This window comes from Roseateles sp. SL47 (assembly GCF_026625885.1).
Lineage (GTDB): Bacteria > Pseudomonadota > Gammaproteobacteria > Burkholderiales > Burkholderiaceae_C > Roseateles.
Genome location: NZ_CP113068.1, coordinates 4,865,150 through 4,879,957, shown reverse-complemented (window position 1 = coordinate 4,879,957; position 14,808 = coordinate 4,865,150). Strand labels below are relative to the sequence as shown.

11 protein-coding genes and 1 tRNA gene are annotated in these 14,808 nt (G+C 65.6%); 8 read left to right on the top strand and 4 right to left on the bottom strand.

Annotation, left to right across the window (positions count from 1 at the left end; translation table 11 throughout):
* Positions 1 to 33: 33 nt before the first annotated feature.
* Positions 34 to 110 (top strand) — tRNA-Pro (locus tag OU995_RS20990).
* A gap of 99 nt (positions 111 to 209) precedes the next feature.
* Here the strand turns inward: OU995_RS20990 and OU995_RS20985 are convergent.
* Together OU995_RS20985 and OU995_RS20980 are read right to left on the bottom strand one after the other, a co-directional pair.
* On the bottom strand, positions 210 to 692 hold the full coding sequence (locus tag OU995_RS20985; RefSeq protein ID WP_267832071.1) for a hypothetical protein: 483 nt from the start codon (positions 690 to 692) through the stop codon (positions 210 to 212).
* Positions 693 to 706: 14 nt separating this feature from the next.
* Positions 707 to 1,009, bottom strand: coding sequence for a DUF4258 domain-containing protein (locus tag OU995_RS20980; RefSeq protein WP_267832070.1), 303 nt, complete (start codon positions 1,007 to 1,009; stop codon positions 707 to 709).
* A 477-nt stretch (positions 1,010 to 1,486) separates the two neighbouring features.
* Here OU995_RS20980 and OU995_RS20975 point away from each other — a divergent pair, with 477 nt between their 5' ends.
* Entirely contained in the window at positions 1,487 to 4,027 is a 2,541-nt protein-coding gene (locus OU995_RS20975) for a cation-translocating P-type ATPase (protein WP_267832069.1), read from the top strand.
* 3 nt (positions 4,028 to 4,030) lie between these two features.
* Here OU995_RS20975 and OU995_RS20970 read toward each other — a convergent pair whose 3' ends face one another.
* Complete coding sequence (locus tag OU995_RS20970; protein WP_267832068.1) at positions 4,031 to 5,047, bottom strand: acyltransferase family protein; 1,017 nt, start codon at positions 5,045 to 5,047, stop codon at positions 4,031 to 4,033.
* A gap of 238 nt (positions 5,048 to 5,285) precedes the next feature.
* Positions 5,286 to 7,868 (bottom strand): TonB-dependent receptor plug domain-containing protein, encoded by a 2,583-nt coding sequence (locus tag OU995_RS20965; protein ID WP_267832067.1) that lies wholly within the window; start codon positions 7,866 to 7,868, stop codon positions 5,286 to 5,288.
* Positions 7,869 to 8,017: 149 nt separating this feature from the next.
* Between OU995_RS20965 and OU995_RS20960 the strand changes: the two genes are divergently transcribed.
* From OU995_RS20960 to infA, 6 genes are all read left to right on the top strand, one after another.
* The gene (locus OU995_RS20960; protein WP_267832066.1) at positions 8,018 to 9,484 is read left to right on the top strand and encodes an APC family permease; all 1,467 of its coding nucleotides are present in this window, start codon (positions 8,018 to 8,020) and stop codon (positions 9,482 to 9,484) included.
* 184 nt (positions 9,485 to 9,668) lie between these two features.
* Positions 9,669 to 10,019 (top strand): DUF2946 domain-containing protein, encoded by a 351-nt coding sequence (locus tag OU995_RS20955; RefSeq protein ID WP_267832065.1) that lies wholly within the window; start codon positions 9,669 to 9,671, stop codon positions 10,017 to 10,019.
* Positions 10,020 to 10,183: 164 nt separating this feature from the next.
* Complete coding sequence (locus tag OU995_RS20950) at positions 10,184 to 11,392, top strand: PepSY-associated TM helix domain-containing protein (protein ID WP_267832063.1); 1,209 nt, start codon at positions 10,184 to 10,186, stop codon at positions 11,390 to 11,392.
* 131 nt (positions 11,393 to 11,523) lie between these two features.
* Positions 11,524 to 13,728, top strand: coding sequence for a PhoX family protein (locus OU995_RS20945; RefSeq protein ID WP_267832062.1), 2,205 nt, complete (start codon positions 11,524 to 11,526; stop codon positions 13,726 to 13,728).
* A 314-nt stretch (positions 13,729 to 14,042) separates the two neighbouring features.
* Positions 14,043 to 14,297 carry a cold-shock protein gene (locus OU995_RS20940; RefSeq protein ID WP_267832061.1) on the top strand — a complete coding sequence of 85 codons (255 nt, stop codon included), beginning with the start codon at positions 14,043 to 14,045 and terminating at the stop codon, positions 14,295 to 14,297.
* Positions 14,298 to 14,472: 175 nt separating this feature from the next.
* Positions 14,473 to 14,739 carry a translation initiation factor IF-1 gene (gene infA / locus OU995_RS20935; protein WP_267832060.1) on the top strand — a complete coding sequence of 89 codons (267 nt, stop codon included), beginning with the start codon at positions 14,473 to 14,475 and terminating at the stop codon, positions 14,737 to 14,739.
* Positions 14,740 to 14,808 lie beyond the last annotated feature (69 nt).

Sequence of the window (14,808 nt, the reverse complement as noted above, 5' to 3'; positions counted from 1 at the left end):
GCCTGAAAATGTGGCTACAATCTCTAGCTTCGTCGGGGCGTAGCGCAGTCTGGTAGCGCATCTGCTTTGGGAGCAGAGGGTCGCGAGTTCGAATCCCGCCGCCCCGACCATTTATCTCGTTGAGCCGCAAGATCCCTTACTTCCATTTGGGTGCTTGCGGCTCATTCTTTTTCGGCACCCCGCACCCCGCACCCCGGCACCCCTGCGGCTCACGTGGCCACTGCAGGCCTTTCTGCCAGGCGCTCGGTGGGTTCTTCCTCCACCGTTGACTTCCACCCCTTGGGCCCGGCGGTGGCCACGATCTTCTGGTGGATGAGCCGCTCCACCTCCATCACCCGGTTGAAGGCTTCGCGCAGCGGCTCGTCCCCTTGGGCATGAGCGAGGTAGCACAACCGCATCAGTGCGTCGTTGGCTTTCGGGACCTTGCCGTGCCGTTCCCAGAGGCTCACCGCCTGTTCGCTGACGCCTTGGGTCTTGGCCAGGGTGGCCTGGGAGATGCCCATTTGCACCCGCAGGAAGCGGAATTCCTTGCCGCTGAGGCGGGCGGGCTTGCTCACCACCCGTTCAGCCAGCAGCGCTTGCAGTTGATCCGCATCGGCCACGGAGACCGCCTTGCCGTAGGCGGTGGTCTTGGTGGTGTAGCCATTCGCAAGCCAGACGTTGTCGAGCCCGCATTCGGTGTAGTGATACATGAGCTGCTTTCCTTTTAGTCAATCACGGTGACAACGATGAGGTCCGGCTCATCGTCGGCCAGGGCCACGCAGGTGGTCAGGTTTCGAGAGGCGCCGTACCAGTTCATCCGACACACCAGGTGCCCGGTCTTGACGTCGTCTTCCGGCGGATGGCGGATGCTGCCGCGTCGAAGGCATTCAAGAACTTCGGCCATGGAGACCTTTCGTTCGGACATTCGCTTCTTGGCATGGATGGTCAGAAAGACCAGCTCCGTGCGGAGAGCTTGGGCCCGGATGTGGCGTTGCAATTGCTGCAGCGAGAGCTGTCTGAAGCTCATGGCTGCAACCCATAAAAAGTATGGGTGAAATGGTACGAGCTTTCCGGTGCTTCACAAAGGGGGTGTGGGTCTTTTTGCATCGTCTATTTGAGTCAATTTGCGGTCTGTTTCGCCCGTGGCGGCCTGTTTCACAATGATTGCCAGGTGGTTGAGCCCTGGCCATGCGCCGTTCTTGCAGGGCCTGGGGGATACGCACACCGCCTCCCGCGATGCCGCCCACTCAATTCGGGAGGGAGGCGGCGCTGTGACGGCCCACGGGCGCATACTTCGACCCCAAGGTCCAACGCGAGCGAGGCAAGACCTGTCTCGGTCGAGCGCTGGACCAGTGAGAGATCGGGGTTGGAGGCAAGCCATGTCATTTCTGCAGGGCTGGGGACGATGGATGCACCGTGTCCTGGTGGGCTGGCAAGGGCTGGCTGCTCCTCATCGGGGTGAGGCTGATCGTGTCGGCTCTGTTTCGCCGCGCGGTGAGGGCGCATGAGCGGCCCACCGCGACCCGGCCTGAGCACGCAGGAGGCAACGGCACGCCTGCTTCACGACGGCTTCAACGAACTCCCTGCAGCCTCACGTGCAGGGGTCCTGCAATTGGTTCGCGAAGTGGCCAGCGAGCCCATGTTCCTGCTGCTGGTGGCCTGCGGGGCGATCTACCTCGCCATCGGCGACCGGCAGGAGGCCGCCATGTTGTTGGGGTTTGTGGTCCTGGTGATGGCGATGACCTTGGTCCAGAAGCGCCGCAGCCAGGCGGCGCTGGAGGCTCTCCGGGACCTGTCCAGTCCTCGTGCGCTGGTGGTGCGGGACGGGCAGCCCGTGCGGCTGCCGGGTCGATGTCTGGTGGTGGGTGACCTGGTTCTGCTGGCGGAAGGCGATCGTGTACCCGCCGACGCTGAGGTGGTCGAAGCCCGCTATCTGGCCGTGGATGAATCCCTGCTGACGGGGGAGTCGGCGCCGGTACTGAAGCAGGCGAAGGCGAAGCTTGATACGGCCGCCGACGCGCAATTCCTGTGTTTTGCCGGTTCACTGGTCACACAGGGCACGGCGCAGGCGATGGTGGTGGCCACCGGCGCTCGAAGCGCGCTGGGTCGCATCGGTGCCACGCTGGGGGGCATTTCCCTCGACGAAACGCCCATTCAGCGGGAAACCTCCCGCATCGTGAGGGTCGTGGCCGCGGCTGGTCTGGCCCTGGCCTCGCTGCTTGCCCTGGGCTGGGGGCTGACCCGTGGCGACTGGCTCACTGGCACCCTGGCAGGGCTCACCCTGGCCATGGCGCTGCTGCCGGAAGAACTGCCGGTGGTGCTGACTGTATTTCTGGGGCTCGGCGCCTGGCGTCTCTCCCGCGAGCAGGTGCTGACCCGGCGCATTCCGGTGGTGGAACTGCTGGGAGCCACCACCGTGCTGTGCGTGGACAAGACCGGGACCCTGACGCGCAACCAGATGGAGGTTCGGCGTCTGTGGGTCAGTGATGAGCGTTTTGATCTGCGCGGGCAGCCGCCTTCCGCCATGTCACACCGCTTTCATCCGGTGCTGGAATACGCGGTGTTGTCCAGTCATCGCCAGGCCTTCGATCCGATGGAAACGGCCATTGCTGCTGCCGGTCAACGGTGGCTGCAGGGCTCCGAGCATTTGCATGGCGACTGGTCCCTGGTGTCCGACTATCCGCTCTCGCGTGAACTGCTGGCGATGTCGAGGGTGTGGCGCTCGCCGGATCAGCGTGCCTTGGTGGTGGCGGCCAAAGGCGCCCCGGAGGCCATCATGGACCTCTGTCACTTGCCGCCCCACGAGCGGCAGCACATCTCGGACCAGGTGGTCGATATGGCGGCGGACGGGCTTCGTGTGCTTGGCGTGGCCCACGCGCGCTTCCGTGCTGATGTATTGCCCACCGCGCAGCATGATTTCGACTTTGAATGGGTCGGCCTGATCGCGCTGGAGGACCCGGTGCGCGATGACGTGCCCGGCGCGATTGCCGAATGTCGCGCGGCGGGCATCCGGGTCGCCATGATCACCGGCGACCATCCGGCCACGGCGCTTGCCATCGCGCAACAGGCGGGCCTGGACTTGTCGGGTGGTTCTCTGACGGGGGAGCAGTTGGATGCTCTGGATGATGCGGATCTGGCGGTTCGGCTGCGCCGGACGCAGGTGTTTTGTCGGGTTCGACCTGAGCAGAAGCTGCGGCTGGTCCGTGCTTTTCGGGCAGCGGGCGAAGTCGTGGCGATGACTGGTGATGGCGTCAACGACGCGCCAGCCCTGAAGGCCGCTCACATCGGCGTGGCCATGGGTGGGCGAGGGACGGACGTGGCACGGGAAGCGGCTGACCTGGTGTTGCTCAAAGATGACTTTGGATCCCTGGTCACCACCATCCGATATGGGCGGCGGGTCTTCGCCAATCTGCGCAAAGCCTTCACCTTTGTCCTGGCTGCGCATCTGCCCATCATTGGCCTGGCCCTGGCTCCTCTGCTGATGGGGTGGCCGCTGATTCTGATGCCGGCCCATGTCCTTTTCCTTCAACTGGTGATTGATCCCGCCTGCTCCATCGTGTTCGAGGCCGAACCTCTGGAGCCGGGTGCCATGGCGCAGCCGCCCAGGCGCCCGGACGCGCATCTGTTTGGCGGCGGACTGATCAGGCTGGGCCTGCTGCAGGGGCTTGGGTTGCTGGTGGCCGTCGTGGCGGCGTACTTGCTGGGCAGGGACCTGTCCACGTCAGAAGATGCGGGGCGAACCGCATCGTTTGTGGTGCTGGTGCTGGGCAATCTGGGGCTGATTCAGGCCAATCGCTCCGCCGCGCCATCGACGGCCGGTACGTCGGGCGGCCATACGGCCTTCGGCTGGATCTTCGCCGGCACGCTGATGCTGTTGGCATTGGCCTGGGGCGTGCCCGCACTGCACACACTGTTCCGCTTCGCGGCTCCCTCGCTCGTGTTGCTGGGCTTGTGTGCAGGACTGGCCGTGCTCACCTGGGGCTGGTGCGAAGCGATGGCCGCGCTGCATCGGCCGCCAGCCCGCGCCCGGGTGAAGACTGGATGACACTCAGTGCGTGGTCGCTGCGGGTGTTGTGGTGGCTTGAGCTGTGCACCGTGCCGGCTTTTCCCCCAGCGCCCAGTGCCCGTAGGGGAAACGCCGCAGTGCCGCCGTCAGGGCGATGGAGCCGGCCAGGCCGGCCAGCAACCCTGCGACCAGCAGCGTGGGGATGTCCTGCACGCTCAGCGCCTTGAGGGTCATCCGCGCGCCGGCGGTGAACACCGGATGAAACAGATAGATGCCGAAGGACCAGGCCCCCACCCAGGCCAGCCAGCGCACTTCCGGTTTCAGACGCAGCAGCAGCAGACAGACGCAGACGCTCACCACCAGGCGCTGCAGCCCCGGGTGGTTGTCGGTGGGGGCATCCATCAGCGCCCACAGCAGCAGGATGCAGCTCATCACGGCGGCCAGTACCCCAGGCATCGCCCGAGGCCCCGCCTGATCCAGTTGAAAGCGTTGTGCCGCGATGCCAAGCAGGAAGAAGGGCGCCAGATGGACCGCGCCATTCAGTCCGAAATACACCGGCAGTTCACCCCAGCAGTGCAAGGCCGCCGCCACGAGCCAGACCGCCGAGAACCGTCCCGGTGTGGACAGCCATCGCAGGCGCTCAAGCACGGCGGTGACGATGAAGAGGATAAAAAGCGCTTCAAGAAACCAGTAATGCGCCACCGGCACGGTGTGCAGCAGCCACCAGTTGTAGTCGCCTTCCTTATTGGTGCCGTCGGTCAGGTTTTGCAGCAACGCAAAGCCGGTGCCCACCACCAGCATCGGCAACAGCAGGCGCCGCGTCTTGCCGATAGCAAACGGTGTGATGTCACCCGTCAAAGGCCTGCGCGCATAGACCAGCCCGGAGAGAAACGAAAACAGCGGCATTCGCACCAATGCCAGCCAGTCATTCAATTGGCTGGCAATGTGCTCGTCCGGCAGTCTCAGCCCGGAATTGCTGCTGTCGCCAATGACGTGGTAGCCCACCAGCAGCAGGCAGGCGAGGCCGCGAAGGGTGTTGATGGACAGGCCGCTGGACAAGGCGTGCTCCCAAGGAATCGAGTCGGTGAATGGGAACTCTCATCCTAGTGGCCCGTCTCTCCTTCCGACGATGAATGCAGGGGACAGCGGGTACGTCACGCGCACCCGTAAGCCGTAAAGTTTCTGTGGCGGCGCATTGAACGTTCGTTGGCGATCATTGCAATGTTGGGTGCCCAACATTGCAGAGGGCCATTCGGTCCGATTCGCTCAGATGTGTTCTGGGTCTTCTCAAAGCAACTCAGAAAGCGAGCTTGGCGCGAGCGTAGTAATAGGCGCCATTGATGCCGATCGGGGAGAGCACGTCATACGGGAAATTGCCGTAGTAGGCGATGTCCGCTGTGGAGCGGCTCGGATAGCGGTCGGTGGCATTGATGGCGCCGAGGCTCAGGGTGAGCGATTTGGTCACCTGCCATTGACCCTCGATGTCCAACTGCCACACGGCGGCATAGGTCTGCGTGGGGACGAAGCCGTCGCCAAAGTCAAAGACCCGCGTGGTGCTGCCATGACGCGTCGCGCGGCCCAGCAAGGTCCAGGCGCCACTTTGCCACTGTGCGCTGAAGATGTGTCGCTGGCGCGGGGAGGCATCGGTCAGTGTGTTGATCTCTTCCAGGCCGACATTCGCGTCGTCATGCAGATGCACGGTGGTTTTGTTGAAGGCGGCCGCCCAGGAGAGTTTCCACTGCCCACCCAGGCCCGCGCCGGTCCATTGGGTGACGAGGTCCGCGCCTCGGGTGCGTGTGTCCAGCGCATTGGTGAAGAAGTTGACCCCGTCCACGCCCACCACGCCAAATTGCGACGCCAGCTCTTCCGCCAGCGTATCGCCGCTGATGCGCTGCGACAGCGTGATGCGGTTCTTGACGCGGATGGTGTAGGCATCCAAGGTGGCGGACCATTGGGTGTTGGGTTGCCAGGTCAGCCCCAGGCTGGCGTTGCGCGACTTCTCGGCCTTCAGCGGTTGCGCGCCCAGATAACGGGCGACGGCGCTATCCGCCGGCACGGTCTTTAATTGGCTGAGCTGGCCCCCATCGCCCAGGTCCGTCACGGTGAAGCTGAACCCGCGCTGGGCCAACGACGGCGCGCGGAAGTTGCTCGACACCGCGCCGCGTAGGGCTACCTCACGATTCAGCGCTAGGCGGCTGGACAGCTTGGCTGTGGTGGCATTGCCGAAGTCGCTGTAGTGGTCATGCCGCAGGGCGGCTTCGGCTTCCCAGTCACGGGTGAGATGGGCGCTCAGATCCACATAGGCGCCCACCACCCGGCGGGACAGGCGGGTCGCATCCTCGGGCTGCAGACCTGGGCCGGCCTGCGCTCCCGCAGGGCCGCCGAAGGTGCCGACCGCGTACGAGGCGGCATCTCCGGCCTCCGTGGCGAACCGCTCTTCGCGGGCCTCCAGACCCAGGGCCAGCGTGGCCGGACGGGTCAGGCCCGGCAGGGAGACGGATCGGGTCAGGTCCAGATTCGCGCCAGTCAGGCGGCTGCCAAAATCACCCAGATGGAAACGGGTCGGGCTGGTGTCGCCGAGCGACACGTTGAGCGAGCGGCGCACGCCGTAGTCAAAGTCATTGCGACCATGGTTGAGCGAGAGGTCGTAGTCCCAATCGGCCCAGGCGCCGCGCAGGCCGGCAGCCAGTTGCAGGTCGCGGTTGTGGCCGGTGGTCTCTGGTCGATAGCCTTCCGGATAGACGCTTTTGAGGTTGGCGCTGCTGTCGGGGTAGCGGTAATAGGCCGCGCCCACCGAGCGCCGCTCCTGCCAGGTGCCGAAGGCATACAGCTGCTGATCGGCCTGCAGATCGACGGCGCCGTTGAAGAACGCTTGCCACTGGCGGGTGGCCGGATCGCCCGCTGCATAGTTGCGCTGACCGACGGTGGCCAGGTTGTCCGGCGTGCTGTCCTCCCAGGAGGGCAGTTCGTCCAGCCCGCTGCGGTTGGTGGCCTTGCGGTGCAGGCCCTCCAGCCCGGCGCGCAGGAAGCCCCGTTCCCCCAGGGCCCAGCCGTGTGTCAGGCTGGCGGACTGCGTCTGGCCGTCGTTGATGGTGCGGCCGGTAGGGGCGAAGTCCGTATGGAAGAGCCCGGCCTCGGTGGTGAGTTCGGTGCCACTGCGGCGGTCGTCCAGGATGATGTTCACCACGCCCGCAATCGCATCCGAGCCGTATTGCGCCCCCGCACCGTCCCGCACCACCTCGATGCGCTGGACGGCCGACAGCGGGATGGTGTTGAAGTCCACTGGGTTGGTGCCCTTGCCGGTCTTGGACTCCAGATTGACCAGCGCCGAGGTGTGGCGCCGCTTGCCGTTCACCAGTACCAGCACCTGGTCCGGCGACAGGCCGCGGAGCTGGGCCGCGCGCACGTGGTCCGCACCCCCGGAGTTGGACTGGCGCGGGAAGTTGAACGAGGGCAGCAGGGCCTGCAGCGCAGCAGCCAGCGTGCCGTCGGCGCCTGCGGCGCGCAGCACGTCGTCGCGGCTCAGTACATCCACCGGCACCTGGCTGTCAGCCAGGGTGCGGTCCTTGGCACGGGTGCCGGTGACCAGCACCGGATTCAGCCCCTGGGCCGCTGCCGCAGGGGCGCCGGCCGCCTCCCCGCCCGAAGCCGGGGGAGCGTCCACCGCGGCCTGGGGCTGGGCTTGAGCCTGGGCCTGGGCCTGGGCCTGGGCCTGGTCATGAACCATGAGCGCGCCGCCCTCCAGCAACAGGGTCAGGCAGGCGAGGGTGATCGGGCGAAGCTGGCGCATGGCGTCGTGGTGCATCAAAGAAGACAAGGGCCGCAAGCCTACCGATTCCACGCTCGAAATCCCGGGTTTGCCTTCAGATGCGTTGCTCATAAGCTCATGCCGTGGCGGCGCTGCGACGCTTCGCCGCGTGGAGGGCGGGCATTGCCGATAGGATCGCGCGTCCCTGGGGTGAGATGACACGCCCTTTGGATCCGCTCCTGGCTCCGCTCCCAGCTCTGCTTTCTCCCACTGTTTTCTCGATGACCGCTCCCGACCCCGCTGCAGTGAAATCCTCCGCCCCCGCCGAGCGGACCGCAGCGCAGACGGCTGCCCCGGTCTCCACGGACCCCGCGTCGGTCCTGCAGGAGAGTGCCCGCAGTGAGCGCAGCGGCCAGCCCCAACGCATCCTGGATGTGAAACATGCGGTGGCCCTGTGCGTGGGCATGGTGGTGGGGGCAGGCATCTTCAAAACCTCTCCGATGGTGGCGCAGGCCCTGAGCACGCCCGGGGAGTTGTACCTGGCCTGGGCCCTGGGCGGGTTGCTGTCGGTCATCGGCGGCCTGTGCTTTGCGGAACTGGCGGCCGCCTTTCCGGACGCGGGCGGCGACTATCACTTCCTGCGCCGCGCCTACGGCCACCGGCTGGGGTTTCTGTTTGCCTGGTCGCGGTTTGCCGTGATTCACACCGGGTCCATGGCGCTGCTGGGCTTCGTTTTTGGCGATTACCTGGCCCAGGTGGTGGACTTGTCGGCCTGGCTGGGTCCGTTTGCCAGTGCGTGGATGGCGGCCGGGCTGATCGTGCTGCTGACGGGCCTGAATCTGCTGGGTGTGCAGGTCGGGCTGGGCACCCAGTTGGGCCTGACCAGCCTGGTGCTGGCGGGCCTTCTGTTGCTGGGGCTGGGCGCGGGGGCGCAGCAATGGCATGGCCATGCGCCAGCCTTGCCGCACACCGGTGCGGCCGTGCCGGACTGGGGCATGGCCATGGTGTTTGTGTTCCTGGCTTATGGCGGCTGGAGCGATGCCGCCACGCTTTCTGCCGAAATGAAGGACGAGCGGCGCGGCATCGTGCGGGCGCTGCTGCTGGGCCTGGGGCTGGTGATGGGCCTGTATCTGCTGGCCAACTGGGCGTACGTGCGGGTGCTGGGCTTGTCCGGCCTGGCGGCCAGCCCGGCGCCTGCGGCTGAGTTGATGCGGGTGGCGTTTGGTCGTGGGGCAGAACTGGTGATGGTGGGGGTGGTGACGCTCACCGCCTTGTCGGTGATGAATGCCATCCTGATCGCCGGGCCCCGTACCACCTATGCCGCCGCCCGGGATTTGGCGTCCGAATGGCGGCTGGCCCGCTGGAATGCGCGTCGAGGTACACCCAGTGTGGCGGTGCTGGCCACCAGTGCAGTGGCGCTGCTGCTGGTCGCCTTTGGCGCCATCACGCGGGGCGGGTTCTCCACCATGGTGGACTACCTCTCGCCGGTCTACTGGTTTTTCATCACGCTCAGCGGAATGGCCGTGATTGTGCTGCGCCGCCGGGAGCCGGACCGGCCGCGCCCCTTCCATGTGCCGCTGTATCCATGGCTGCCGATCGTTTTCAGTGGGTGCAGCGCTTATGTGCTGTGGTCCAGCCTGGTGTATGTGAAGGCCGGCGCGATGGTGGGCGTGGTGGTGCTGGCCCTGGGTGCATTGATGCTGTGGGGGCATGGCCGGCGTCGATCGGGGCGGGCCTCTGCGCGGTAGCTCGCTGGAGCCGGGCGGATGGCGCATACGGCCCGCAGCCCCTTCGCGACGGGCACTGTCGTCCCCCTGAGCCATCGACCAGGACAATTTGTCCATGCGCGGATGCCGTGGCCGGGGCAGGGCGCTGCCTACAATGCCGCGCATGACTGCCCGGCGGCCCTTCTTCACCCGACTTGCATGGCTCGTGTCCGTCACGATCCTGCTGGGTGGGTTGCTGCCGTCCCTGTCCCAGGCCATGGCGTCACCAAAGGCCGGCGGTCTGGCGGAGATCTGCTCGGCCACCGGCGCCACGGTGCTGATGCTCTCCGGCCACCTGGCCAATGCGGACCCTGACACATCCGCGCCAGACGCGCCTTCCATGAAGTGCCCCTATTGCGCGCTGCACCACGGGGCGCCTGCGCTACCCGCGTCCTTGCTCCCATGGATGCCGGCGTTGGCATTGCGTTTTGAAGTGCCGCAGCGCTTTCTCCAGTCTCCGCGCCCGCTGTTCGCCTGGGCGGCGCCGCTCGCCCGTGCCCCGCCTGTGAAGGTCTGACAAGGTCTGACAAGGTCGGACGATGCCGTGCATGCACGGCGGTTCCTTCTCACCCGCCAGGCCGGGGTCACGACACCAACAGCGCAGCCAAGCACATGGTCGCTGCTGCTGGCCGCACGTGATCGGTCCCGGCGGGTGCCTGCTGGTACTTCACAGGATGTTTCATGCATGCTCCGCTGACAGTCGAGTCGGGCAAGCGCGCACGGGTCGTGTCGCTGCGCGGGTGGGTTCGCCAGCTTCATCTTTGGCTGGGACTGAGTCTGGGCGCGCTGCTGGTCTTGCTCGGGCTCACTGGCTCCGCACTTGTCTTCTACCAGGACATCGATGGCTGGCTGCACCCTGAGGTCCGCTCGCGGTCTGCCGGTCCCGGCCCTGGCTGGACCGACCCGGTCTGGGACCGGGCCCTGGCCACCGTTCGGGGTCGATGGCCGGAGCGCCAAGGGGCGTGGCGCTTCGAGGCGACCGATGGCGCCGGCCCCATCCCCGCCCGGTATCTGCCCTTGCGGCATGAGCACACCGACCGGATGGTCATGGTCTGGCTGTCACCGGACGGCCGCCAGGTGCTGCGTGAAGCAGAGTGGGGCACCTATGCAATGACCTGGCTCTATGACCTGCACATGGCCCTGCTTGCTGGCGAGACCGGCCAGACCGTGGTGGGCGGGGCCGGCCTGGTCCTGCTGCTGTTGCTGTTGTCCGGCTTGTGGGCCTGGTGGCCCAAGGGCCGCTTCCGGCCCGCGCTGCATTTCAAGCGGGGCGCCGCGGCCGTGCGCCGCCTCCACGATCTGCACAAGTGGGCAGGGCTGGTCTCGCTGCCATTGCTGCTGATGCTCACGGTGACTGGGGTGATGCTGGCGCTTCCCCAGCCCAGCAATGCGCTGTTGGTGGCCACGGTCGGGCCGGTGTCCCGCGTGGTGCCGCCTCCGGTGGTTGGGGCAGCGCAGCCGCCCATCCCGCTGGCGCAGGCGCTGCAGGCGGCGCACCGTGTCATGCCGCAGGCGCGGCTGGCCTGGATGGAAGCACCGGGGCCAGGGCGGGGCGCTTACATGGTGCGGGTGCAGCAGCCCGGCGACCCCAGTCGCCGTTTTCCTCACAGCTATGTCTGGGTACACCCCGCCACGGGCGCCGTGCTCGCAGTGCAGGACCGCGAGCGGTTCGGGGCCTCCAACGTGGTCAACAACTGGCTGCATCCCCTGCACGATGCCTCGGTCGGCGGCGGGCCTCTGCGAGCGTTGGTGGCGCTGACGGGCCTGTTCCCGGCCGCGCTCTTCGTGACCGGGCTGTTGCGGTGGCGACTGCGGCGCCTTCCGCGTCGTCATGACCGCTTGTCGGTCCGCCCATCCGGCCCGCTGACGATCGATCCGCGCGTCCCCTGATCGAGTGACTTCGGTTTTGCCGAAGCAGGTTTGCGGGGAAACCGATGGTCCGAATGAGCCGTTGTCACGGCCAGTTCATGAAGTCTTTCGAGACTGCGCCGCTTGGAAATAGTCCTTTGCGGAGACTTCACATGAGCATGCAGCCCGGTATTTGCCCAGCCCCGAATGAGTACGACGAAGACGCTGTCGTCAACACGTCCTCCAATCCGTCGTTCGACGACATCCTGACGGCTCGCCTGAGCCGTCGTGTGGCACTGAAGGGCGGCATCAGCACGACGGCTGCCGCGCTGCTGGGGACCTCCGTGCTGAGCGCCTGTGGTGGAGACGGTGGTTCCGATACCGATCCGGCCGCACCGGCACCGTCGCCCGCCACGCCGCCCAAGCTTGGCTTCACCGCCGTCGCCAAGAACAAGAACGATCTGGTGACCGTGGCCGACGGCTACAACGTCAGCATCCTGCATGCGCTGGGCGACCCCCTGCACTACGGCGACGAGTCCTGGAAGGACGACGGCAGCGAAACGGCCGACTCCTACAACCGCCGCATCGGTGATGGCCATGACGGCATGTACTACTTCGGCCTGTCCGACACGGGCACCTTCCAGGCTGACCGTTCGGACCGTGGGCTGCTGGCCGTCAACCACGAATACGTGGTGGCCCCTTATGTGTTGCACCCGGCTGGCCGCGCGGCCGGCACCGCCCGCAACGCCACCGAAGTGGAAAAGGAAATCTACGCCCATGGCGTCAGCATCGTGGAGGTGAAGCGGACGAACGGTGTGGTGTCGATGGTGCGCGGCTCCAGCTACAACCGTCGCGTGACCTCCGCCACCACGATGGACCTCACAGGTCCGGCCCGTGGCCATGCGCTGCTGGCCACCAAGTTCAATGCCGCCGGCCAACAGACCCGGGGCACCAACAACAACTGCGCCAACGGCTACACACCCTGGGGCACCTACCTGACTTGCGAAGAGAACTACCTCAACGTCATCGGCCGTGCTGCCGGTGATGATGCCCTGCGCAGTGCCAAGGACATCACCAGCCTGAACCGCTACGGCCTGCCGCAGAACCGCAAGAGCCCCTATCTGTGGGACACGGCCGGCACGGCCGACCTGTATGCACGCTGGAACTCCTCGGTGACCGGCGCCACCACCGCTGACGACTATCGCAACACCATCAACACCTTTGGCTGGGTGGTGGAAATCGATCCGTTTGCACCGTCTTCCACACCGGCCAAGCGCACCGCCCTGGGCCGTTTCAACCATGAAGGCGCATGGCCCGCACCGGCCGTGGTCGGCCAGCCGATCGTCATGTACATGGGCGACGACTCGCGCAACGAATACATCTACAAGTTCGTGTCCAAGGCCCTGTGGGATGCCGCCGATGTGGGCAAGGGCATGGCCGCCGGTGCCAAATACCTGGACGAGGGCACCTTGTATGTGGCCCGCTTCAATGCAGACGGCAGCGGCGAGTGGCTGGAGCTGACCTACGGCAAGAACGGCCTGGATGCGACCAACACGGCCTATCCGTTTGCAGACCAGGGCGATGTGCTGATCAATGCCCGTCTGGCCGCCGACAAGCTGGGCGCGACCAAGATGGACCGTCCGGAATGGGGCGCCGTGCATCCCTCCACCCGCGAGGTCTACATGACCTTGACCAACAACAGCAACCGGGTGGCCAACACCGCCACCCCGACCGGCAGCCAGCTCAAGCCGGATGCCGCCAACCCGCGCTATTACGAAGACCTGAAGGGTACGACCTCGCAGAAGGGCAACCCCAACGGCCACATCATCCGCTGGCGCGAAAACGGCACGGACGTGACCAAGCTGAATTGGGACATCTACCTCTTCGGCGCGCAGGCCGACGCCGCCTCCGACGTGAACCTGTCCGGCCTGACCGATGTCAACGACTTCTCCAGCCCGGACGGTCTGTACTTCGACAAGCGCGGCATGTTGTGGATCCAGACCGATGACGGCGCCTATACCGACGTCACCAACTGCATGATGCTGGCCGCTGTGCCTGGCAAGGTGGGTGATGGTGGCGTGGCGACCGCGGCCGGCGGCACCAGCACCATCAAGGGCGCGAATGCGACGGCGGATACCGTGCGCCGCTTCCTGGTCGGCCCGAAGGAATGCGAAATCACCGGCATTGCAATGACGCCGGACAACAAGACGCTGTTCTTCAACGTGCAGCATCCCGGTGAAGACACCACCCCGGACTGGGCGGCAGCCACCTTCGGCAGCTACTGGCCGGCCAACCAGGCCGATGCCACTGTGAAGAAGCGTCCGCGCTCCGCCACGGTGGTGATCACCAAAAAGGACGGCGGCGAAATCGCGCTGTAAGCCCTGCGCATCCGGCGTCAGCCCTAGCTGGCTGACGCCCGTCCCTTCAGGCTCACCCCTGCAACTTGCAAGGGTGGGCCTTTCTCTTTGTCATTGGCCCCCCGTACCTGTGATACATTCGGGGGCATAGATTCGCACAAGACCGTTCTTCCAAGGTCTTATCTGCAGCCCCGCCGAGCCTTCACTGGCTCCTTCGCGAGCGGCTCGCTACAGCTTCACCCCCTGCTGATTGCTCTTGAGTGTGTCTGTCTCCGCTACCGCCAGGTGGCGCGGCGGAGTGTTCCCATCCATTCCAAATCAATAAAGGAAACATCATGACGACTCAATCCGGCACCGTGAAGCGGTTCGACGACGGCAAGGCGACTCAAACCGGCACCGTGAAGTGGTTCGACGACGGCAAGGGCTTTGGTTTCATCACCCCGGCCGATGGCACGAAGGACCTCTTCGCCCACCATAGCGAAATCCGCAACAACGGCGGCTTCCGCACGCTGGCAGAAGGCGCTACCGTTGAATTTGAAGTCAAGGAAGGCCCGAAGGGCCTGCAGGCGGCCAACATCCGCCAGCTCTGAGCCTTCAACGGCGTCGCCGGGCGGGGCGCGGCTCATCGCCCCGGCATCTGAAACCGCGTTAGACGGTTCCAGCCGATCCAACGTTCATTGAATCGGTCCCCCTTCGCACTGGCAGTGCGCCCGCTGACAAGCGGGTGGCCGCCGCGATCGGTGGCCCAAACCAAAAAGGAACCCAATGGCAAAAGAAGAGCTGATCGAGATGCGTGGCACCGTGAATGAGGTGCTGCCTGACTCCCGTTTCCGCGTGAAACTGGAAAACGGTCACGAAGTCATTGCCTATACCGGCGGCAAGATGCGCAAGCATCACATCCGCATCCTGGCAGGCGACGCCGTGACCTTGGAACTTTCGGTGTACGACCTGTCCAAGGGCCGTATCACCTTCCGTCATCTGGAGCGCCGTGGTGGCCCTTCGGGTGGCAATAACAGCGGCGCACGCCACTGAACGAGTGGCCTGGGTTGCACCAGGCACCAAAAAAAAGCGGCTTGCGCCGCTTTTTTTTCGCCCGTACAG